General features: G+C 62.5%; 19 protein-coding genes. 5 read left to right on the top strand and 14 right to left on the bottom strand.

Annotation, left to right across the window (positions count from 1 at the left end):
* Positions 1 to 3: 3 nt before the first annotated feature.
* From D109_RS0125080 to D109_RS0125090, 3 genes are all read left to right on the top strand, one after another.
* The gene (locus D109_RS0125080; protein WP_017479304.1) at positions 4 to 543 is read left to right on the top strand and encodes an RNA polymerase sigma factor; all 540 of its coding nucleotides are present in this window, start codon (positions 4 to 6) and stop codon (positions 541 to 543) included.
* Positions 540 to 1,508 (top strand): FecR domain-containing protein, encoded by a 969-nt coding sequence (locus D109_RS0125085; RefSeq protein WP_017479305.1) that lies wholly within the window; start codon positions 540 to 542, stop codon positions 1,506 to 1,508. The genes D109_RS0125080 and D109_RS0125085 overlap by 4 nt, the downstream gene beginning before the upstream one ends.
* Positions 1,509 to 1,636: 128 nt before the next feature.
* Positions 1,637 to 4,195, top strand: coding sequence for a TonB-dependent receptor (locus tag D109_RS0125090; protein ID WP_017479306.1), 2,559 nt, complete (start codon positions 1,637 to 1,639; stop codon positions 4,193 to 4,195).
* A 105-nt stretch (positions 4,196 to 4,300) separates the two neighbouring features.
* Here the strand turns inward: D109_RS0125090 and D109_RS0125095 are convergent, their stop codons facing one another.
* Both D109_RS0125095 and D109_RS0125100 read right to left on the bottom strand, forming a co-directional pair.
* A complete protein-coding gene (locus D109_RS0125095; protein ID WP_017479307.1) occupies positions 4,301 to 4,618 on the bottom strand; it encodes a ribbon-helix-helix domain-containing protein in 318 nt (105 codons plus the stop codon).
* 16 nt (positions 4,619 to 4,634) lie between these two features.
* On the bottom strand, positions 4,635 to 5,216 hold the full coding sequence (locus D109_RS0125100) for a DJ-1/PfpI family protein (protein WP_017479308.1): 582 nt from the start codon (positions 5,214 to 5,216) through the stop codon (positions 4,635 to 4,637).
* A 324-nt stretch (positions 5,217 to 5,540) separates the two neighbouring features.
* On the opposite strand from D109_RS0125100, the gene D109_RS0125105 reads away from it, so the two are divergent.
* Positions 5,541 to 6,440, top strand: a complete 900-nt coding sequence (locus D109_RS0125105) for a DMT family transporter (protein ID WP_017479309.1) — start codon at positions 5,541 to 5,543, stop codon at positions 6,438 to 6,440.
* A gap of 109 nt (positions 6,441 to 6,549) precedes the next feature.
* Here D109_RS0125105 and D109_RS0125110 read toward each other — a convergent pair whose 3' ends face one another.
* From D109_RS0125110 to D109_RS0125125, 4 genes are read right to left on the bottom strand one after another with little or no spacing between them, the layout of a single operon-like run.
* Positions 6,550 to 7,767, bottom strand: coding sequence for an SAM-dependent methyltransferase (locus D109_RS0125110; RefSeq protein ID WP_017479310.1), 1,218 nt, complete (start codon positions 7,765 to 7,767; stop codon positions 6,550 to 6,552).
* A 41-nt stretch (positions 7,768 to 7,808) separates the two neighbouring features.
* Entirely contained in the window at positions 7,809 to 8,426 is a 618-nt protein-coding gene (locus tag D109_RS0125115; protein WP_017479311.1) for a TPM domain-containing protein, read from the bottom strand.
* Between the two features lie 28 nt (positions 8,427 to 8,454).
* Positions 8,455 to 9,189, bottom strand: a complete 735-nt coding sequence (locus D109_RS0125120; RefSeq protein WP_017479312.1) for a YgcG family protein — start codon at positions 9,187 to 9,189, stop codon at positions 8,455 to 8,457.
* Positions 9,189 to 9,797: a LemA family protein gene (locus tag D109_RS0125125; RefSeq protein WP_017479313.1), complete on the bottom strand. Its 609-nt coding sequence runs from the start codon at positions 9,795 to 9,797 to the stop codon at positions 9,189 to 9,191. The genes D109_RS0125120 and D109_RS0125125 overlap by 1 nt, the downstream gene beginning before the upstream one ends.
* A gap of 214 nt (positions 9,798 to 10,011) precedes the next feature.
* On the opposite strand from D109_RS0125125, the gene bglX reads away from it, so the two are divergent.
* Positions 10,012 to 12,303, top strand: coding sequence for a beta-glucosidase BglX (gene bglX, locus D109_RS0125130; RefSeq protein ID WP_017479314.1), 2,292 nt, complete (start codon positions 10,012 to 10,014; stop codon positions 12,301 to 12,303).
* Positions 12,304 to 12,429: 126 nt separating this feature from the next.
* On the opposite strand, the gene D109_RS0125135 is transcribed toward bglX, so the two are convergent.
* From D109_RS0125135 to D109_RS0125170, 8 genes are all read right to left on the bottom strand, one after another.
* A complete protein-coding gene (locus D109_RS0125135; protein ID WP_017479315.1) occupies positions 12,430 to 13,587 on the bottom strand; it encodes a phosphatidylserine/phosphatidylglycerophosphate/cardiolipin synthase family protein in 1,158 nt (385 codons plus the stop codon).
* Position 13,588: 1 nt separating this feature from the next.
* Positions 13,589 to 14,170, bottom strand: a complete 582-nt coding sequence (locus D109_RS0125140) for a YceI family protein (protein ID WP_017479316.1) — start codon at positions 14,168 to 14,170, stop codon at positions 13,589 to 13,591.
* Positions 14,171 to 14,267: 97 nt separating this feature from the next.
* Complete coding sequence (locus tag D109_RS0125145; protein ID WP_017479317.1) at positions 14,268 to 15,038, bottom strand: helix-turn-helix domain-containing protein; 771 nt, start codon at positions 15,036 to 15,038, stop codon at positions 14,268 to 14,270.
* 64 nt (positions 15,039 to 15,102) lie between these two features.
* On the bottom strand, positions 15,103 to 16,545 hold the full coding sequence (locus D109_RS0125150; protein ID WP_017479318.1) for an amidase: 1,443 nt from the start codon (positions 16,543 to 16,545) through the stop codon (positions 15,103 to 15,105).
* A complete protein-coding gene (locus D109_RS0125155) occupies positions 16,542 to 17,852 on the bottom strand; it encodes a citrate-proton symporter (protein ID WP_017479319.1) in 1,311 nt (436 codons plus the stop codon). Before D109_RS0125155 ends, D109_RS0125150 begins: the two co-directional genes overlap by 4 nt.
* A 57-nt stretch (positions 17,853 to 17,909) precedes the next feature.
* Positions 17,910 to 19,085: a M20 aminoacylase family protein gene (locus D109_RS0125160; RefSeq protein ID WP_017479320.1), complete on the bottom strand. Its 1,176-nt coding sequence runs from the start codon at positions 19,083 to 19,085 to the stop codon at positions 17,910 to 17,912.
* Between the two features lie 108 nt (positions 19,086 to 19,193).
* Complete coding sequence (locus D109_RS0125165) at positions 19,194 to 19,508, bottom strand: hypothetical protein (protein WP_017479321.1); 315 nt, start codon at positions 19,506 to 19,508, stop codon at positions 19,194 to 19,196.
* Positions 19,505 to 20,584, bottom strand: coding sequence for a serine hydrolase (locus D109_RS0125170; RefSeq protein ID WP_017479322.1), 1,080 nt, complete (start codon positions 20,582 to 20,584; stop codon positions 19,505 to 19,507). Before D109_RS0125170 ends, D109_RS0125165 begins: the two co-directional genes overlap by 4 nt.
* Between the last annotated feature and the right edge of the window lie 359 nt (positions 20,585 to 20,943).

Raw genomic sequence — 20,943 nt, forward strand, 5'->3', positions numbered from 1 at the left:
TCCATGTCTCGTCCCAAGCCCGACCCGCTGTCGGCCGATGCTTTTCGCAGGTTTTATGCAGATATCCTGCATTTCCTGCGCAAACGCACGGACAACGCCAGCGACGCGGCAGACATGACCCAGGACGTCTTCACCCAGTGGCTGGACTACCGCGACCGCGCCCAGGTCGAGCAGCCACGGGCGTTTCTGTTCCAGATGGCGCGCAATCTGCTGCGCGATCACTGGCGCAAACAAAAGGTGCGGCACACCGTCCACCAGCAACAGGCCGAACTGGATGCCGAACCTGTCAGCGACTCGCGAGACGATCCCATGGCCGCCGCGCAACGCCTGCAACGCCTGGAACAGTTGAAAGAAGTCCTCTCTGAACTCTCGCCGAGAAGACGAGAAGCCCTTATGCTGCACCGCTTCGAAGGCCTGAGCCAGGCGCAGATCGCCGAACGCATGGGCGTTTCCGTCAGCATGGTGGAAAAGCACATCGCTTTTGCCTTGCTGCATTGCAAGCAGCGACTTCAACAAGAACAGGGCAAGGAGCAGCCAGAATGACCCGCCTGAGCGACATCGACAGCTGTGACATCGAGGCCCGCGACTCCATCGATGCCCAAGCCGCCAGCTGGTTTGCGCGCAACCGCAATGACGCCGGTCGCGCCGACCGCAAGGCGTTTGCCGCCTGGCAGTCCGAGCCGGCGCATGCCCGTGCCTACGCCGAATTCGAACAGCTGTGGGCCGACCTCGCCCAGTTGCAGCAACTGAACAAACCCACACCGCTGCCCGTGCGCAAAACGTTAGTCTGGCGCCCGGCCCTGGCGGTGGCGGCCGCCTTGGTGTGTGCCCTGCTGACGAGCAATCTCGACGCCCCGCGCGAGCTGTTCCACGCCCAGGTCGCGGCCCATGCCAAGGGCATGCGCACCTTGCACTTGCCCGACGGCAGCACCTTGTACGTCAATGCCAACACGCGCCTACGGCTGGATTTCAACAGTCATCAGCGCGTCGTGCATCTGGATCAAGGGCAACTGTATATCGAGGTGGCACCCGACAAGGAACGGCCACTGTTCGTGCAAGCCGGTGAAGCCAATGTGCGGGTGGTCGGCACCGGCTTCGATGTACGGCGCAGCAAGCAACAGTTGGTGGTCAGCGTGGCCCACGGCCAAGTCGCGTTCGACGCGAATGCCAAGGTGCCAGCTACGCTGCTCGGCGCCCAGCAGCGCGCCACGTTCAGTTATGCCAAGGGCACCTTGCAACAGCAAACCCTCGAAGCCGGCGAGGTCGCCGATTGGCGCGGCGGGCACGTATCGTTTCGTAATCGCGAGCTGGCCAGCCTGATGGACGAGTTGAGCCTGTACCGGCCACAGGCGCCGTTGTTGGTGGACAGCGCGGTAGCGCAGTTGAAGGTCTCGGGCAATCTGGACGTGAATGATCCGGACGCCCTGCTCAACGCCCTGCCCGCCCTGCTGCCGGTAAAAACCGTGGCCCTGGCCGACGGCAATATCAGGATTGAGCCTCGAAAATAATCCCTCGACACTCTCATTTGAGAATATTTTGCATTCGCATGTGAGGATTATTTTTCCTGCCGCGTCTTCCTCGGGTCTGCGTTTGATACGCACACCTTTCTGGCCATTTGGCTACTTCGGGGGATTTCATGTTTCGCGCGCCTTGCCACGTTCAGCACCTGTTTCTTCGACCCACCGCCATTGCCGCCTGCCTGGCCTTCAGCCTGAGTGCCCAGGCCGAGTCGTTCAAGCTGCAACTGCCGGCCCAGTCCCTGGCCACGTCCCTGAGCCAGGTGGCGCAGCAGGCGAAAATCCAGCTGCTGTTCGATGAAGCGCTGCTGAAAAACGTCCAGGCACCGGCCCTCAATGGCGACTTCACACCGGAAGTGGCGATTCGCACCTTGCTCAACAACGGCGAGTTCGTGTTGCTCAAGGTCGGCAGCACCTACGTGGTACGCCCCGAAGAAGGCAAGACCACCAACAGCAGCGCGATCCAACTGGAGGCCCTGAGCGTGATCGGCACCGGTAACGAGGTGGACTCCACCACCGTCGGCCGCTCGACCCTGAGCCAGGCCGACATCGACCGCTACCAGTCCAATAACATCCCCAGCCTGCTGCAAACCTTGCCCGGTATCAGCCAGGGCGGCTCGCTGAAGCCCGGCGGCCAGACCATCAACATCCGGGGTTTCGGCGACGCCGAAGACGTGCCGCTGACCGTCGATGGCGCCACCAAAAGCGGGTTTGAGCGCTACCAGCAAGGCACCGTGTTTATCGAGCCCGAGCTGATCAAGAGCATCGAAGTGGAGAAAGGCCCCAACTCGCCCTTCAGCGGCAACGGCGGCTTTGGCGGTACGGTCAACATGACCACCAAGGATGCCCCGGACCTGCTCAAGGACGGGCGTAACAGCGGCGCCATGCTCAAATACGGCTACTCCAGCAACGACCATGAGCAGGTCTACAGCAGCGCGGTCTACGGCCGTACCGATGACGGCCGCTTCGACGCCCTGGCCTACCTGACCCAGCGCGACGGCGGCGACATGAAACTGGCCGCCACCCTGCCCAACGACAACAACCAGTACCCGATCAACCCCAAGCGCCTGCCCAACAGCGCCCAGAATGTGGATGGCAAACTGTTCAAGTTCAATGCTCACTTCACCGATGAGCAAAGCCTTGGCCTGTCGTATTCGCGCTCCAACAGCCAGCGCTGGACGCCCTTCTCTGCCGCCAGCTACCCGACGCCGCCGACCCAGGCCAACATCGACCGCTATGGCTACGAAGCCGCGCTGAAACGCTTCCTGGCCAACCGCAACACCGTCGACACCACCTGGTCCGGCAAGTACGAATACAAGCCGATGAATAACCCGCTGGTGGACTTGACCATCAAGTATTCCGAATCCAATACCGACCAGACCGACGAGCGAGACGCCACGGCGTTTTTCCAGCTGGCCACTGGCGGGCGCAAGATGGACACCGCCTACAACGACAAGAACCTCGACGTACGCAACGTCAGCCTGTTTTCCACCGGTGCGTTGCAGCACGCGGTGACCACCGGGGTGCAGATTCGCAAGCACACCCGGGAAACCGAAATGTGGATGCCCGGCGCCACCTACAACACCCCGAAATACAACTACGGGCACTTCCAGCCGGGCTTCATGCCCCATGGCAAGGTCGACACCCACAGTTTCTTTATCCAGGACGCGGTGACGCTGGGCGATGTGACCATTACCCCGTCGATGCGCTATGACCATGTGCGCAACCGCGGCGAAGCCAACGACGCGCCGTACTACAGCAACCCCGATCCGGCCATCGGCCACGACTACAGCGACCGCACCTACACCGGCTGGTCGCCGCGCCTGGCGGCCTACTGGACCATCACCCCGAACGTGGCGATGTTTGCCAACTGGAGCCGCACCTGGCGCGCCCCGGTGATCGACGAGCAGTATGAAGTCCAGGGCCTGGGCAGCCGCACCGCCACCAGCCTCGACCTGGACCCGGAGCGCATCACCTCCATCACCCTGGGCAACGTCACCCGCTTCGCCGATGTGTTCACCCACGGCGACAACCTGCAACTGCGTACCACGCTGTTCCACAACAAGGTCGAGGACGAGATCTTCAAGAACACGGGCGTGGGCTGCCAGAACCAGGCGGTCAACGGCGGGACGATTTCCAGCGCCTGCCCGCCGGGGGCAATGTCCAACTACCGCAACATCGGCGGCATGACCATCAAGGGCTTTGAGGCCGAGAGTTTCTACGACTCCACCTACGTGTTCGGCTCGGTGTCCTTCGCCTACACCACCGGCAAACACGAAGGCGCCTACACCAACCCATGGGGCCCGGACGTCTGGGCGCGGGATATTCCGCCGACCAAATGGGTGATCGTACTCGGCACCAAGATCCCGAGCCTCGATGCTCAGGTGGGCTGGCAAGGGCAGTTCATCGGCGCCACCAGCCGTTTGCCGAGCGACAAGTATTCCGGCGGTCCGGGCACCAGCATCGGCGACCTGTTCTACGACCAATACGGCAACAAGCGCTACAACACCCAGGGCCTGTTCGCCAGCTGGAAGCCGCAGCAGGCTTACCTCAAGGGCACCGAGGTCAACTTCACCGTGGATAACCTGTTCAACAACAACTTCCGCCCGGCGTTGAGCGGCGACCGCGCCTACACCAAGGGCCGGGATGCGAAGATCAGCGTGACGCGGTTCTTCTGACCCCACCTAATCAATGTGGGAGCGGGCTTGCTCGCGAAAGCGCTGGATCAGTCAGTAGATGAGTTACCTGACACACCGCCTTCGCGAGCAAGCCCGCTCCCACATTCAGATCTTCTGCGCGCCATTTCTTGTATTCACAAGGCTGAGCTCTGGGGCCTGAACCCGCTGCTTGCTCAGATACCGCGTGCAACTCACCCGCAAGAACGAAGCGAAATTCACCACTTCGCCGCGGTAGTCCATCACCTCTTCATACAGTTTGGCGATCAGTTGATTGGTGGTCATGCCATCCACCTCGGCGATTTCGCTGAGGATGTCCCAGAACTGGTTTTCCAGGCGCACGGTGGTCACCACGCCGCAGATGCGCAGGGAACGCGAGCGGGACTCGTACAGAATCGGGTCGGCCTTGACGTACAGCTCGCACATGGCGATGACCTCCACTTCACAGGGTGATTTTGGTGCCCAGCAGGCCGAGGAAACCCGCCAGCCAGCTGGGGTGCGCCGGCCACGCCGGTGCCGTCACCAGATTGCCTTGAACGTGGCTGTCGGTCACCGGGATATCGATGAACGTACCGCCCGCCAATCGCACTTCCGGCCCGCACGCCGGGTAAGCGCTGCACTCACGGCCTTCCAGAATGCCGGCGGCGGCCAGCAATTGTGCGCCGTGGCATACCGCAGCGATGGGCTTGCCAGCCTTATCGAAGGCCTTGACCAGTTGCAGGACTTTTTCGTTCAGGCGCAGGTACTCGGGCGCGCGACCACCGGGCACCAGCAACGCGTCGTAGTCGGCGGCGTCGACCTTGGCAAAATCTGCGTTCAGGGCGAACAGGTGCCCGGGCTTTTCGCTGTAGGTCTGGTCGCCTTCGAAGTCGTGGATCGCCGTGCGCACGGTCTGGCCGGCGGTCTTGTCCGGGCACACGGCGTGCACGGTATGCCCCACCATCAGCAGCGCCTGGAACGGCACCATCACTTCATAGTCTTCGACGTAATCGCCGACCAGCATCAGGATTTTCTTCGCGGCCATGGGACATTCCTCCGGTTGAACGGTTGGGCAGACAGGAGTAGCCAAGATAGACCTGTGCCGATGGGCCGGGTAATGGCCCGCTACTACATCAGCACCCCGGCTTGTGTGGGAGCCGGGCTTGCCCGCGATGCAGACACCTCGGCCTGACAGGTAAACTGCGTTGATCCCATCGCAGCCTCGCCAAGGCTCGACAGCTCCCACATGAACCGAGTCGCCCATTCAAAACTGTACGGATCAATCTGCACCCAGCTGTAGGCCCGCGTTCTCCGGGCTTTGTGGCTAGATGAACGTCCACTTCCGGCCCATTCGATTCTGGTTCCTTCCATGAGCTCCCGCGAAAATACCGGCATGGCCCTCGGCCTGCTGGGCGTCGTCATCTTCAGCCTCACCCTGCCCTTCACCCGTATCGTGGTGCAGGAAATCCACCCGCTGCTCAATGGCCTGGGCCGGGCGTTGTTTGCGGCGGTGCCGGCGGCGGCGTTGTTGCTGTGGCGCCGTGAGCGCTGGCCCACCTGGCGCCAGGTGCGCGGGCTGACGCTGGTGATTGCCGGGGTGATCCTGGGCTTCCCGGTGCTGTCGGCCTGGGCCATGCAAACCTTGCCCGCGTCCCATGGCGCGCTGGTCAACGGTTTGCAGCCGCTGTGCGTGGCGCTGTATGCCGCGTGGTTGTCCCATGAGCGGCCATCGAAGGCGTTCTGGGCCTGCGCGGCGCTGGGCAGTGCGCTGGTGCTGAGTTATGCGTTGATCACCGGGGCCGGCAGTATCCAGGCGGGCGACCTGTTGATGCTCGGGGCGATTGCCGTGGGTGGCCTGGGTTACGCAGAAGGCGGCCGTTTGGCCAAGGAGATGGGCGGTTGGCAGGTGATCTGCTGGGCGCTGGTGCTGTCGACGCCGGTATTGATCGGGCCGGTGGCCTACCTGGCGCTGCAACACGAAGGGCCGATTTCCATGCGCACCTGGTGGGCGTTTGGTTATGTGTCGCTGTTTTCGCAGTTCCTGGGTTTCTTTGCGTGGTACGCCGGGCTGGCCATGGGTGGCATCGCCCGAGTCAGCCAGATTCAGCTGTTGCAGATCTTTTTCACCATCGCGTTTTCCGCGCTGTTTTTTGGTGAGCACATCGAACCGATTACCTGGCTGTTTGCCTGCGGGGTAATTGTGACGGTGATGTTGGGGCGCAAGACCAGTGTTAAGCCTGCGCCAGCTCCCAAGCCCAGCGCAGTCTAATGTGGGAGCGGGCTTGCTCGCGAATGCGGTGGATCAGTTGATACATCAGGTGACTGACACACCGCTTTCGCGAGCAAGCCCGCTCCCACATTTTTGATTTGCGTCGTACTCAGGCGAGGTAACCGTCCGACCGCAGCAGGGTTTCGAGGCAATGTTCGGTGATGTTGTAGAACGCCTTGAGCTCCTGGACTTTCCCCAGGAGCTGAGCGTTATCCACCGGCTCCGCACGTTTCACGGCAAGGATCATCTTGTTCTTGTTGGTGTGTTCCAACGAGATGAACTCAAACACCTTGGTTTCATAGCCGCAGGCTTCAAGGAACAACGCACGCAGGCTGTCGGTGACCATTTCCGCCTGTTGGCCCAGGTGCAGGCCGTATTGGAGCATCGGCTTGAGCAGCACCGGGCTCTGGATCTGCAAACGAATCTGCTTATGGCAGCACGGCGAGCACATGATGATCGACGCCCCGGAGCGGATGCCGGTGTGAATCGCGTAGTCGGTGGCGATGTCGCAGGCATGCAGGGCGATCATCACGTCCAGTTCGCTGGGCGCGACGCTGCGCACATCACCACACTTGAACACCAGCCCCGGGTGGTCCAGGCGGGCGGCGGCGTTGTTGCACAGGGTCACCATGTCTTCGCGCAGTTCCACACCGGTGACTTCGCCCTCAGCGTTGAGGGTGTTGCGCAGGTAATCGTGGATCGCAAACGTCAGGTAGCCCTTGCCCGAACCAAAGTCCGCGACCCGCACCGGCTGGTCCAGCTTCAGCGGTGAGGTGGTCAGCGCATGGCTGAACACTTCGATGAACTTGTTGATCTGCTTCCACTTGCGCGACATCGCCGGGATCAGCTCGTGCTTGGTGTTGGTCACGCCAAGGTCAGCGAGAAAGGGCCGGGACAGGTCCAGGAAGCGATTCTTCTCGCGGTTGTGCTCGGCAGACGGCGCCTCCCGCAGTTGTTGCGGCTTGCTTTTGAACAGCGAGCTTTTGTTCTTCTTGCTGTATTCCAGCTGGGCTTCGTCGGTCACCGACAGCAGGTGCGCGTTCTTGAACGACGCCGGCAGCAGCTCGGCAATCGCTGCCACGCCATCGGCCAGGGAGAAGTTCTTGGTGATGTCGCGGGTCTTGTAGCGGTAGACGAAGGACAGGCAAGGCTGATCCTTGACCGTCAGCTGCTTGATGATCAGCTTCTGAAGATCAGGCTCGGTGCCGACGTACTTGGCCAGCACCAGCTTGATAAAGGCGTTTTGCTCAAGGCTCGCGCTCAGCAGTTCGAGGAACTGCGCGTGATGATCCGGCGCGGGGCTGGCAGGTTTAGCGGTGGCAGACATGAACAAAAACGCCTCGGGCAGGGAATGCCGGGAATTTTACACTACTCCAACACCACCAACCGATTCGGCAGCTCATTGCGCGCATGGGTCACCGGCACGTGCTCCTTGAGCAACTCGCCGCAGGCTTCAATGCACGCGACAAACCCGGCCAACGTCTGCCCCTGCTTCACCTGACGGGTGAAGTCCTTGACGATCGCATCCCAAACGCCGTCATCCAGGCGACTGGAAATCCCCTTGTCCACCAGGATTTCCACATACCGCTCGGCCTCACTGACAAAAATCAGCACCCCGGTACTGCCCAGCGTGTGGTGCAGGTGCTGCTCCAGAAACTGCCGCCGTGCCAGGTTGGACGCACGCCAGTGGCGCACCGAGCGCGGAATCAGCCGCGTGGTGACCCTGGGCAACCGGAACACCAGGCACAGCACAACGAACGTGCCCCACTGCGCCAGCAGCAAGGTGTACATGGTCAGCCAGCCCGACAGGTAGTGAATGATCCCCGGCACCACCAGCGCCAACAGGCTGGCCCACAACAGCGGGATGTAGGCGTAGTCGTCGGCACGGGCCGCGAGCACGGTCACCAGTTCGGCGTCGGTCTGCTGCTCGACCCTGGCGATCGCCTCGGCGACCTGGCGTTGCTCGTGTTGACTCAGTAATGCCATGGTTGTTGATGCTCTCTCGTTATTGTCATTACCAGCCACCCGAGGCGCCACCGCCACCGAAACCACCGCCGCCGCCCCTGAAACCACCACCGCCACCGCCACCGCCTCCCCCGCCGCCACGGCCACTGCTGCTGAGAATCGCCAGCAGGATAGCGCCAACGGGCAGGCCCATGCGATTGCACAGCCACAGGACCGCCAGCAACAGGATGAACAGACCAATGGAAATGCCCGGGTTTTGCTTGGCGAAGTTGGCTTCAGACACATGCGCAGGCACGGCCAGCGGATCGCCGCCCACCACCTGCAGCATCGCCGCCACGCCGTCACTGATGCCCTTGCTGTAGTTGCCCGTCTTGAACGCCGGGGCGATCACCTGGTTGATGATCACCCAGGACTGCGCGTCGGTGAGTACGCCTTCCAGGCCGTAACCCACTTCGATACGGATCTTGTGCTCATCCCGGGCGACAATCAGCAATGCGCCGTTGTCCTTGCCCTTCTGGCCGATGCCCCAGGCGCGACCCAGTTGATAACCGAAGTCTTCAATGGGTACGCCTTGCAGGTCAGGCACGGTGACCACCACGATCTGGTCACCGCTGGTCTGCTCCAGCGCCTGCAATTGCTGGGTCAGTTGCGCACGCACGGCCGGATCGATCATCTGGGCGTTGTCGACCACCCGCCCGGTCAGGGCCGGGAAGTTCAGGGCGGCCTGGGCGGTCAGGCTAAAGGCCAGCAGCACCGCCGCCAGCAGCCAAGCGCGCTTGCCCATCAGAATTTCACTTGCGGCGCTTTATCGGCATCGGCACTGGTGGCCTCGAAGTTGGCGCGGACCGGCAAGTCGCTGTACATCAGGCTGTGCCACAGGCGACCCGGGAAGGTGCGGATCTCGGTGTTGTAGGCCTGTACCGCCTGGATAAAGTCGCGACGGGCCACGGCGATGCGATTTTCAGTGCCTTCAAGTTGCGATTGCAGGGCCAGGAAGTTCTGGTTGGCCTTCAGGTCCGGGTAGCGCTCGGACACCACCATCAAGCGGCTGAGTGCACCGCTCAAGCCGTCCTGGGCTTGCTGGAACTGCTTGAGTTTTTCCGGGTTGTCCAGGGTACTGGCATCCACCTGGATCGAGGTGGCCTTGGCCCGTGCTTCGATCACGGCGGTCAGGGTGTCCTGTTCATGGGCCGCATAGCCCTTGACCACTTCCACCAGGTTGGGGATCAGGTCGGCGCGCCGCTGGTACTGGTTCTGCACCTGGGCCCAGGCCGCCTTGGCCTGTTCGTCCAGGGTCGGGATCTTGTTGATGCCGCAACCGCTCAGCACGGTGCTCACCAGTATCAATGCCACGGCCTTCCAGCCCCAGCGGTAACCTTGTGCTGCTTGCATGGTGTTTCTCCTGCCAAACCTATGAAATTTACCGACTGACGCGTTAGCCACGGGCTTAGGGCATAATCCGCCACCACCCACTGGATTGCATCGTGCCAATCAGCTAAAAGATGCCCAGCGCCAATAAGAGTTCAGAAGTGTGCGGTATTTATCTGAACAACACCCGAACAACAATAGACGCTCTCCGGTCCCAAGGCTGCGAGAAAGGATTTTCATGAAGAAGCTGTGTTTGCTGGGCCTTGTTGTCAGTTTGGCCACTCATTCCGTATTTGCCGAAACAAAGCCCGCAGTACTCAAGGACAAAGACGCCTTCGTCAGTGATCTGCTGAAACAAATGACCCTCGATGAAAAGATCGGCCAGTTGCGCCTGATCAGCATCGGGCCGGAAATGCCCCGCGAGCTGATCCGCAAGGAAATCGCCGCAGGCCGTATCGGCGGCACCTTCAACTCGATCACCCGCCCGGAAAACCGTCCGATGCAGGACGCGGCCATGCGCAGCCGGCTGAAGATCCCGATGTTCTTCGCCTATGACGTGATCCACGGCCACCGCACGATTTTCCCCATCAGCCTCGCCCTGGCCTCCAGCTGGGACATGGACGCCATCGGCCATTCCGGGCGCATCGCCGCCCAGGAAGCCGCCGCCGACAGCCTCGACATCACCTTTGCACCGATGGTCGACATCTCCCGTGACCCACGCTGGGGGCGCACCTCCGAAGGTTTTGGCGAAGACACCTACCTCACCTCGCGCATTGCCGAAGTGATGGTCAAGGCCTTCCAGGGCACAAGCCCCGCCAAGGCCGACAGCATCATGGCCAGCGTCAAGCACTTCGCCCTGTATGGCGCGGTGGAAGGCGGTCGCGACTACAACGTGGTCGACATGAGCCCGGTCAAGATGTACCAGGACTACCTGCCGCCCTACCACGCCGCCATCAAGGCCGGTGCCGGCGGGGTGATGGTTGCGCTGAACTCGATCAACGGCGTGCCAGCCACCGCCAACACCTGGCTGATGAACGACCTGTTGCGCAAGGACTGGGGCTTCAAGGGCCTGGCCGTGAGCGACCACGGTGCGATCTTCGAATTGATCAAGCACGGCGTGGCCAAGGACGGGCGTGAAGCCGCCAAGCTGGCGATCAAGGCCGGCATCGACATGAGCATGAACGACTCGCTCTACGGCAAGGAATTGCCCGGCCTGCTGAAATCCGGCGAGATCGAACAGAGCGACATCGACAACGCCGTGCGCGAAGTGCTCGGCGCCAAGTACGACATGGGCCTGTTCGCCGACCCGTACCTGCGCATCGGCAAGGCCGAGGATGACCCGGCCGACACCTACGCCGAAAGCCGTCTGCACCGCGCCGACGCACGTGACGTGGCACGCCGCAGCCTGGTGCTGCTGAAAAACCAGAACGACACCCTGCCGCTGAAAAAGACCGCGACCATCGCCCTGGTCGGCCCGCTGGCCAAGGCGCCGATCGACATGATGGGCAGTTGGGCCGCTGCCGGTAAACCCGCGCAATCGGTGACCCTGCTGGACGGCATGAATGCCGTGATCGGCGACAAGGGCAAAGTGATCTATGCCCGTGGCGCCAACATCACCAACGACAAGAAAGTCGTCGACTACCTCAACTTCCTGAACTTCGATGCGCCGGAAGTGGTGGATGACCCGCGCTCGTCCCAGGACATGATCGACGAAGCCGTCAAGGCCGCCAAAGGCGCCGATGTGGTCGTGGCCGCAGTGGGCGAGTCCCGTGGCATGTCCCACGAGTCGTCGAGCCGCACCGACCTGAACATCCCGCAGAGCCAGCGCGACCTGATCAAGGCCTTGAAAGCCACCGGCAAACCGCTGGTGCTGGTGTTGATGAATGGCCGTCCGCTGTCGATTGTCGAGGAGAACGAACAGGCTGACGCAATCCTCGAAACCTGGTTCGCCGGTACCGAAGGCGGCAACGCCATCGCTGACGTGCTGTTCGGTGACTACAACCCGTCGGGCAAGCTGCCGATCACCTTCCCGCGTTCGGTGGGGCAGATTCCGACCTACTACAACCACCTGAGCATTGGTCGGCCGTTCACCCCGGGCAAGCCGGGCAACTACACCTCGCAGTACTTCGATGACACCACCGGGCCGCTGTTTCCGTTTGGTTATGGCTTGAGCTATACCAGCTTCAGCCTGTCAGACATGGCACTGTCGTCCACCACCCTGAACAAGTCCGGCAAGCTCGACGCCACCGTGCTGGTGAAAAACACCGGCAAGGTCGATGGCGAAACCGTGGTGCAGCTGTACATCCAGGACGTGGCCGGCTCGATGATCCGCCCGGTGAAGGAATTGAAGAACTTCCAGAAGATCATGCTCAAGGCGGGCGAAGAGCGCGCGGTGCACTTCACCATCACCGAGGAAGACTTGAAGTTCTACAACACCCAACTGAAGTTCGCAGCTGAGCCGGGCGAGTTCAATGTGCAGATCGGATTGGATTCCCAGGATGTGAAGCAGCAGAGTTTCGAACTGCTCTAAAGTCTTGCTCGGTCAAAGTGTGGGAGCGGGCTTGCTCGCGAATGCGGTGTGTCAGTCAATGGAAGTTTGGCTGATCCACCGCTTTCGCGAGCAAGCCCGCTCACACATTTGATTGGGGTGTTCTGGCTAGCCGCGGCGGTCCAGAAGATTGACCACCAACCGATCAATCCACCCCCACACCCGCTGCTTCACGCGCCGCCACAATGGCCGTGACTGCCACGCCTCAAGGCTCACCACCTGGCTCTTGGCAAAATCCCTTTCGAAACTCCCCGCCACCGCCAACGTCAATTCCGGGTCCAACGCCTCCAGATTCGCCTCCAGGTTGAAGCGCAGATTCCAGTGATCGAAGTTGCACGACCCAATGCTCACCCAATCGTCCACCAACACCATTTTCAGGTGCAGGAAGCACGGCTGATACTCAAAGATCTGCACCCCGGACTTGAGCAAACGCGGGTAATAACGGTGCCCGGCATACCGCACCGACGGGTGATCGGTACGCGGCCCGGTCAACAGCAAGCGCACATCCACTCCGCGCCCCGCCGCCCGGCGCAGGGCACGCCGTACGCTCCAGGTCGGCAGGAAATACGGCGTGGCCAGCCAGATACGCTGGTGGCCGCTGTTCAGCGCACGGATCAGTGACTGCAAAATATCCCGATGCTGACGAGCATCCGCATAGGCCACCCGCCCCAGCCCCGGCCCTGTCGCCGGCACCTTGGGCAAGCGTGGCAGGCCAAAATGCGTGGCCGGTTTCCAGGCCCTGCGATCGTCGTTGGCCAGCCATTGGCGATCAAACAACGCCTGCCAATCCAGCACCAACGGGCCACGAATCTGCACCATCACTTCGTGCCAGTCGGCGGTGTCTTCCCCGGGTGTCCAGAATTCATCCGTCACACCCGTGCCGCCGACCACAGCGACGGTCTGGTCGATCAGCAACAGCTTGCGGTGGTCTCGGTAGAGGTTGCGCATCCAGCGGCGCCACCTCAGGCGGTTATAGAAACGCAGGTCCACCCCCGCATCGATCAATCGCCGGCGCAGGCCCAGGGTAAACGCCAGGCTGCCGTAGTCATCGAACAGGCAACGTACGCGCACGCCACGTTCGGCGGCGGCCACCAAGGCCTGAACCATCGCCTCGGCACACGCGCCCGCCTCCACCAGATACAACTCCAGCGCGACCTGTTGCTCAGCCTGGGCGATGCCTTCCAACATGCGTGGAAAGAAACTCGGACCGTCGATCATCAACTCGAAACGGTTGGCGCTGCGCCACGGGAACACTGCGCCGCTCATGTCAGCGCGCCGTGAAAATCAGGACCGCACCCACCGGCACCGACAGGCTGATCTGCGACAGCCCGGCGGCCTTGCGCAATGTGGCCACGCCCGGCAGCAAATCGAAATCCTCGGCGTGCACCACCAGCGGTTCCAGGGTGACCACCTGGAAGCGTCGGTCATCCAGGCGAGTCGCCAGCAATTCGGCGCTGTAGGTCTGGGTCTTGCCGTGCAGCGTCACCGACAGCGGCAGGCGCAGCTCGTATTGCGCACCGGGGGCTAGGTCGTTGATCGGTTGCAGGTTGATCTGCGCGTTGATCACCGCGTCCGGGAAGGTCTTGATCTCGAACAGCTCATTGCGCATGCGCTCGTCGCGCAGCGGAATGCCGCTGTTGATCGACTCCAGTTCGACTTCCAGCTGCGCCGCGCCCTTGCTGTCGACCTTGCCATGCAGCACCAGAAAGCGCTGCACTTCGGCGACGTCGGTGTTTTTGGTGGTGACGAACGACAGGCGCGAGGACTCGTTGTCCAGGTACCAGTCGGCGTAAGCAGGCACCGCTGCACCGGCCAGCAGCAGGAAAGCCATGGGTTTGAACAGGGACATAAAGACTCTTGGGGCAAAAAACCTGGACGAACCTTAAGCGCAATGTAACGAACGGCGCAAATCCAATGTGGGAGCGGGCTTGTGTGGGAGCTGTATATCAGGCCAACGCCTGCTGCACATCGCGAATGGTCGATTCCAGGGTGGCCAGGTGCAGGCTCAGCACCCGTTCCACCGGAGCCTGATCCATCGGCCAATGCAGCGCCATGCTGCCCACCAACCGGCCATTGGCCCGCACCGGCAAAGCCACCGCGCGAATCAGGAACGGCAGGCGCACCGGGTATTCCCAGTAGCCTTCGGTGCGCTGGCCAAACCCCTGGTGCTGGGATTGTTCACACGCCCGGTATTGATCGTCTTCCGCCACCCGCTCACGGCCGGCCAGGCGCTGCACTTCATCCGCCGACAATTGCGACAAGCACGCCTTGCCCATGGCCGAATGAAACAGGCTGGCGTGCTGGCCGACGATCTGGCAGTTGTTCGGGTAGAGCTTGCGTAGCACCGTGGGGATCGCGCTTTCCATCACTTCCAGGCGTTCGCCGTCGAAGCTCGACAAATCCACCACCAGGCCGGTGCGCTCGCTGAGGTCCAGCAGCCACGGCGCGGCGCTTTCCACCAGTTGGCGTTTGAAACGTTGCTGTGTGTCGCCGAACAAGCGCCGGGCCCGCAGGCGGTAACGGCGATCGCTGAGGCCACGATAGATCCAACCCTGTTCCTGCAAGGTCAGCAGCATCCGCGAGACGGTGGCCTTGGGCAGGTGAGTCAGGTAATGCAACTCTTCCAGCCCCAGCGCCTGGTGCTCGCCGAGCAATTCGATGATCGCCAGTGCCCGCCCCACTGAGCGTACGGTTCCCGTCTCGGCGTCGCTGCCCATGTGTCGATCTCCTTGATGCCGATGGATGATCTGATTTCACAGCAAGATACAGGCCCGTCGCGACTCAGCCGGTCGGCGAGAGGTAAGCGGGCGGCCGCCGCTGCACCCACTGGGTCAGTTGTTCGTGGGCGTACGCCAGTTGCAACACCGCCCTGTCCGCCTGGGCCGGGCCGATGATCTGCAGGCCCATGGGCAAGCCCTGGGGGTTGAACCCCACCGGCACGTTGATGCTCGGCAGACCGGCCAGCGTGGGGCCGATCACTACTTCCATCCAGCGGTGATAGGTGTCCATCTCGCGCCCTGCGACGAGGCGCGGCCAGGGTTGTTGTGCATCGAAAGGGAACACTTGGGCGGTGGGCAGCAACAGGAAATCGTAACGTTCGAACAGTTTGCCGAGGGCGCGGTACCAGTCGCTGCGGTTGACCGACGCCAGGTAAACGTGCGCCGCACTCAATTGCAAACCGCCCTGCACTTCCCATTGCGCCTCAGGCTTGAGCAGTGCGCGTTTTTGCGGGTCGGCATAGGCCGCGCCGAGGGAGCCCTGGATCAGCCAATGGCGGTGTACCAGCCAGGTCTGCCACAGGCGTTCCAGGGAGAATTCCGGTTGGCAGTGCTCGACCTCGCAACCCAGCGCGGCGAAGTCCTTGAGGGCCGATTCGCACAGGCTCATCACGCCGTCTTCCATCGGCAGATAACCGTTGTAATCCCCGAGCCAACCCAGGCGCACCCCCTTGAAGTCGCGCTGCAACGGCTCACCCAACACCGCCGGATCTTCCTTGAGCGACAACGGCACCCGAGGGTCGTAGCCGGCCTGCACACTCAGCAGCCGCGCCACATCCGCCACGCTGCGGCCCATCGGGCCTTCCGTGGCCAGTTGCTGGACGAACAGCTCCGGCGCCGGCCCGTGAGGCACCCGGCCCTGGGACGGGCGCAGGCCAAATACGTTGTTGAACGCCGCCGGGTTACGCAGCGAACCCATCATGTCGCTGCCATCGGCCACCGGCAGCATGCGCAAGGCCAACGCCACCGCCGCGCCGCCGCTGCTGCCACCGGCCACGAGGCGCGGGTCATAGGCGTTGCCGGTGGTGCCGAACACGCTGTTGTAGGTCTGCGAGCCCAGGCCGAATTCCGGCACGTTGGTCTTGCCGATGATGATCGCGCCACTGGCCCGCACCCGCGCCACGCTGATCGCATCTTCTTGAGGAATGTGCTCGGCGAACAGCGGCGAGCCAAGGGTGGTACGCAGACCTTGGGTGGCCGCCAGGTCCTTGATCGCCTGGGGCATGCCGTGCATCCAGCCACGGGATTGGCCTTGATCCAACTCGCGATCACGCTGCATCGCTTCGGCCAGCACCTCCTCATCAGAGCGCAGCGAGACCAGCGCATTCACCGCCGGGTTGAAGCGCTCGACCTGGGCCAGATACGCCTGCATCACTTCATGGCAGGACACCTGCCGCGCATGGATCGCCCGGGACAGTTCGATGGCATCCAGTTCAACAATACTCAAGGTTTCACCTCGCTGGAAAACGGCGCCGGTCGTTTCGCCCGTGGCGCCTCATGCATGCAGTAAGTGCCCAGCAGCGTCAGGACGCAAGCGAACAGCACATAAAATGCCGGGGCTACCGGCGTGCCCAGCACCTTGCTGAGCCAGGTGACGATCAACGGTGCAAAGCCCCCGAACACCATCACCGCCACGTTGTAGGCCACCGACACCCCGGTAGAGCGTACTTCGATGGGAAACTGCTCGGCCAGGGCCGTCGGCGCCGGGCCGAAAAAACCGCCGATGGCGGTGCACAACATCACCTGCATCACCAGCAAGCGCTCGATGGACGGCGCGGCCGCGACCCACACATAGAGCGGGTACACCATCACGAAAAACGCCAGGGTGAACGCCATCAATACCGGACGCCGACCCAGCCGATCCGACAACAGGCCGGACAGCGGAATCACCACAGTCATCAGCGCCACCGCGAACATCTGCACCATCAGCACCTGGTCCAAAGGCAGGCCGAGGTTCTTGTGGGCAAAGGTCGGCATATTCACCAGCACTACGTAGAACGACACCGTTGCCCCGCAGGCCAGGCCCATCGACACGAGGATGCTGCGGCGGTGATCGCGTATGACGTCCATCAAGCTCGGTGCCGCCCCCTTGGCCTGTTTGCGCGCCTCGATAAATTCCTCGGGGTCTTCCATGTGCCGGCGGATCCACAAGCCCACCGGGCCGATCAGCAAACCGAAGATGAACGGCAGGCGCCAACCCCAGACTTCAAGGGTTTGCGGCTCGAAGAAGTGCGTCACCAACGCCACCATCGCCGCGCCGCCGAACACCGCCAGGCACTGCCCCACCAACTGCCACGAACCGTACAACCCCTTGCGATGGGCCGGCGCGCTTTCCACCAGGAACGCCGTGGCACTGGCGTATTCGCCGCCGGTGGCAAAGCCCTGGAGCATGCGTGCAACCACGATCAGCATCGGCGCGCCCATGCCGATCGCGGCGTAGCTGGGGGCGAAAGCGATCAAGGCGATGGAGATGGTCATCAGCCGGATGATCAACTGCATCGCGGCCTTGCGGCCTTTACGGTCCGAATACATGCCCAGCAGAATCCCGCCCACCGGGCGCATGAAGAAGCCGACACCAAAGGTGGCCAGGGCCATCAGCAGCGAGGCGTATTCATCCTCCGACGGGAAAAATTGCCGGGCGATGATGCTGGCGAGAAAGCCGTAAACGATGAAGTCATACCATTCCAGCGCATTGCCGATCACCGCCGCCACGACCTGGCGGGTGCGGGATACGCCCTGTTTTGCAGTCTGCATGAGGAACACTCCATTCAACCTGTTGGGAAAGGGTCCAGCGGCAGAAAAAAGAGGTCGTCAGGCGGGCTTGAGCCAGCTCTCGGCCAGCGCGCCCCAGTAGGCGGCGCCGGTCAACAGGATGTCGTCGTTGAAGTCATAGGCGGGGTTGTGGACCATCGGCCGCGAGACGCCGTTACCGATAAACAGGTAGCTGCCGGGGCAACGTTGCAGCATCCAGGCGAAGTCTTCGCTGCCCATCAGCTTGGTGGTGTTGCCGTCGACGGCGTCCTCACCCAACAAGGCGACACCGACCTGCCGAGCGAATTCGGTTTCTTCGGCGTGGTTAACCAGCACCGGATAGGCCGGCCGATGTTCGATCTGCGCGGTGCAGCCGAAGCTCGCGGCCTGGGTCAGGATGATCGCCTTGACCCGCTCCAGCATCAATTCACGCACGTTTGCATCCAGGGCCCGCAGGCTCAAACGCAACAGTGCTTGCTGGGGAATCACGTTGGCCGCCTGGCCCGCTTGCAGGGCACCGACGGTCACCACGGCGGCTTCCTGGGCATTGATATTGCGCGCCACCACGGTCTGCAACGCCATGACCATACTGGCGGCGGCCACCAGCGGGTCCACCGTTAGGTGCGGCATGGAACCGTGGCCGCCGACACCTTCGAGGGTCACGGTGAGCAAGTCCTGGGAGGCCATCATCGGTCCGACCCGCAGGCCCAGATGGCCAGCGGGCAAGCCCGGCATGTTGTGCATGCCGAACAGTGCGTCGCAGGGAAAACGTTCCAGCAAGCCGTCGGCGAGCATGGCTTCGGCGCCGCCCTGGCCTTCTTCGGCGGGCTGGAAAATCAGGTTCAGGGTGCCGTCGAATTGACGGGTCGCGGCCAGGTAACGGGCGGCGCCCAGCAGCATGGTGGTGTGGCCGTCGTGGCCGCAGGCGTGCATGCAGCCGGCGTGTTGGCTGCTGTAGCTGGCGCCGGTGTTTTCGATGATCGGCAAGGCATCCATGTCGGCACGAATCCCCAGCTTGCGCGCGCTGCTGCCATTGCGCAGCACACCGACCACGCCGGTCTGGCCGATACCAGTGTGGACTTCATAGCCCCAGCTTCGCAGGGATTGCGCCACGAGGGCCGAGGTGCGGTTTTCTTCAAAGCCCAGTTCGGGGTGGGCGTGAATGTCCTGACGCACGGCGTGCAGGTCGCTGACGACATCGCTCAGCCAATCCAGGATGTGCTGGTGTGGGCTCATGGTGATTCTCCTCGCAGGCGGGTGTTCCCGTTCTTGTTCGTTGCACACCGCCAGATAACCGCGATGTGCGCAGGAGGACAATCAAAGGTGGTTCCACCCTGTGGAACCTCATGGCGTGAGTCGGCAGCCCTCGCGTTGGCCCAGCCATTGGGCACTGTGGGTGCGGCCCAGGCCGCTGGCGGTCACCCGGTGTTTTTCCGGGTTGTCGGCGAAGGCGCTGGTGGGCACGTATTGCTTCACATAACCCAGGCAATAATCAGCGGGATTGCCTTCCACATACCGGCAAGAGCAGTACTCCTTGGCGGTGTAGGCGGCGATGATGTCGGGGAAGGCTTGCAGGTTGACCCGCTCGTGCCAGACCCAGCCGAGCAACATGAGTAGCAGCAGGATCAACAGGCTGATGAAGGGATGACGGCGGATCATGGTTGCACCGCCGCGAGGACGCGCTTGAGGAGTTCGTTATGGCGATAGCTACCGTCGCGGTCGTCGCCGTAGCGCACGATCACCAGGTGCTCATCGGGCATCACGTAGAGCGCCTGACCCCAGTGGCCAAGGGCGGCGAAGGTGTCGGCGGGCGCGTCCGGCCAGGGTTTGGCGGCGCCCTGCACTTCGCGGTTGAGCCACCATTGGCCGCCGGGGACGGCTTCGTCCTGGCCGGGCTTGTAGTGGTCGAAGGGTTGGCGATTGAACGCGATCCACTCCTTGGGCAGTAACTGGCGCTCGCCCCAGCGACCGTCGCGCTGCATCAGCAGGCCGACGCGCGCCAGGTCGCGGGCGGTGAGGTAGGCGTATGAAGAGGCGACGAAGGTTTCGTCGGCGTCACTTTCCCAGGTGGCGTTGCGGATGCCCAGCGGCTGGAACAGGGCGGTCCATGGGTAGTCGACGTAGGCCTTGTGGCCGAGCATGCCTTTGAGGGTGGCGGACAGGATATTGCTGTCGCCGCTGGAATAGCGGAATGCCTGACCGGGGGCGCTGAAGGTGGTGGTGTCGGCGCTGAATTCGGCCATGTCGTGGCGGCCGCGGGTGTAGAGCATTGCCACCACCGAGGATTTCAGCGGGGCGAATTCGTAGTCTTCCTGCCAGTCGAGGCCCGAGGCCCAGTGCAGGAGGTCGGCCATGGTCACCCTTGGGTGTTGTTTCATGGGTGGGTAAAAGCGAGCGGCGGGGTCGCTGAGTTTGAAGCGGTTTTCGCCGAATGCCACGCCGAGTACGGTGGCCATCAGGCTTTTGCTGATGGACCAGGTCAAGTGCGGGGTGTTGGCGGTGGTGGGGGCGGCGTAGCGTTCGTAGATGATCTGCCCGTCACGGATGACCAGCAAGGCGTCGGTGCGGATGCCTTTGCGGGTGGTGTCGTCGCGGGGTGGGAAGGCGTAGTCATCCAAGGCCTTGGCGGCCGGGCCGGTCAGGGGCTGGCCTTGGGACCAATCCTTCTCCGGCCAGGTTTCGGCGTGGGCTGTCAGGGTGAACAGCAGCGCGGCGTATAGGAGGCCTTTGAACATGGACGTTGAGACTCAGGGCATTCAAGCCCGCGAGGCTAGCCCAGGGGGATGACGGTTTTGTTACGGGCCCCTGGGGGGAGTACATATCCGTTATTCGGGTAACGGCGGCTTATGGTTCCGCTCTTACAGCGGCTCACTTTTGAAGAGCGCAAAAGTAAGCAAAACGCTCTTGCCCCACCACTCGGCTCCTCGCCTAGGCTCGGCATGCCCGCACTCCGGCCCGATTCCGCGGGCCGCCGCGATGGGCCATCCTTGGCCCAGCGCGGCTAACCCGGCGTCCTGCCGGGTTACCCACGCTCCAAAGCCTGCGTTCGGCCAGCGTGGTTTAACGGGGCGCCTAAGATCAAGATCAAAAGCAA

Origin of the sequence: Pseudomonas sp. PAMC 26793 (assembly GCF_000313235.1) — a bacterium.
In the GTDB taxonomy this organism is placed as follows: domain Bacteria; phylum Pseudomonadota; class Gammaproteobacteria; order Pseudomonadales; family Pseudomonadaceae; genus Aquipseudomonas; species Aquipseudomonas yamanorum.

Bases quoted from the DNA above. Each gene is read 5' to 3' on its own strand.
- D109_RS0125125 (WP_017479313.1), bottom strand. From the start codon at position 9,797: ATGCAAGCAGCACAAGGTTACCGCTGGGGCTGGAAGGCCGTGGCATTG.
- D109_RS0125140 (WP_017479316.1), bottom strand. From the start codon at position 14,170: ATGTCCCTGTTCAAACCCATGGCTTTCCTGCTGCTGGCCGGTGCAGCG.
- D109_RS0125155 (WP_017479319.1), bottom strand. From the start codon at position 17,852: ATGCAGACTGCAAAACAGGGCGTATCCCGCACCCGCCAGGTCGTGGCG.
- D109_RS0125145 (WP_017479317.1), bottom strand. From the start codon at position 15,038: ATGGGCAGCGACGCCGAGACGGGAACCGTACGCTCAGTGGGGCGGGCA.
- D109_RS0125170 (WP_017479322.1), bottom strand. From the start codon at position 20,584: ATGTTCAAAGGCCTCCTATACGCCGCGCTGCTGTTCACCCTGACAGCC.
- D109_RS0125090 (WP_017479306.1), top strand. From the start codon at position 1,637: ATGTTTCGCGCGCCTTGCCACGTTCAGCACCTGTTTCTTCGACCCACC.
- D109_RS0125110 (WP_017479310.1), bottom strand. From the start codon at position 7,767: ATGTCTGCCACCGCTAAACCTGCCAGCCCCGCGCCGGATCATCACGCG.
- bglX (WP_017479314.1), top strand. From the start codon at position 10,012: ATGAAGAAGCTGTGTTTGCTGGGCCTTGTTGTCAGTTTGGCCACTCAT.
- D109_RS0125100 (WP_017479308.1), bottom strand. From the start codon at position 5,216: ATGGCCGCGAAGAAAATCCTGATGCTGGTCGGCGATTACGTCGAAGAC.
- D109_RS0125120 (WP_017479312.1), bottom strand. From the start codon at position 9,189: ATGGGCAAGCGCGCTTGGCTGCTGGCGGCGGTGCTGCTGGCCTTTAGC.
- D109_RS0125165 (WP_017479321.1), bottom strand. From the start codon at position 19,508: ATGATCCGCCGTCATCCCTTCATCAGCCTGTTGATCCTGCTGCTACTC.
- D109_RS0125135 (WP_017479315.1), bottom strand. From the start codon at position 13,587: ATGAGCGGCGCAGTGTTCCCGTGGCGCAGCGCCAACCGTTTCGAGTTG.
- D109_RS0125080 (WP_017479304.1), top strand. From the start codon at position 4: ATGTCTCGTCCCAAGCCCGACCCGCTGTCGGCCGATGCTTTTCGCAGG.
- D109_RS0125095 (WP_017479307.1), bottom strand. From the start codon at position 4,618: ATGTGCGAGCTGTACGTCAAGGCCGACCCGATTCTGTACGAGTCCCGC.
- D109_RS0125085 (WP_017479305.1), top strand. From the start codon at position 540: ATGACCCGCCTGAGCGACATCGACAGCTGTGACATCGAGGCCCGCGAC.
- D109_RS0125105 (WP_017479309.1), top strand. From the start codon at position 5,541: ATGAGCTCCCGCGAAAATACCGGCATGGCCCTCGGCCTGCTGGGCGTC.
- D109_RS0125160 (WP_017479320.1), bottom strand. From the start codon at position 19,085: ATGAGCCCACACCAGCACATCCTGGATTGGCTGAGCGATGTCGTCAGC.
- D109_RS0125115 (WP_017479311.1), bottom strand. From the start codon at position 8,426: ATGGCATTACTGAGTCAACACGAGCAACGCCAGGTCGCCGAGGCGATC.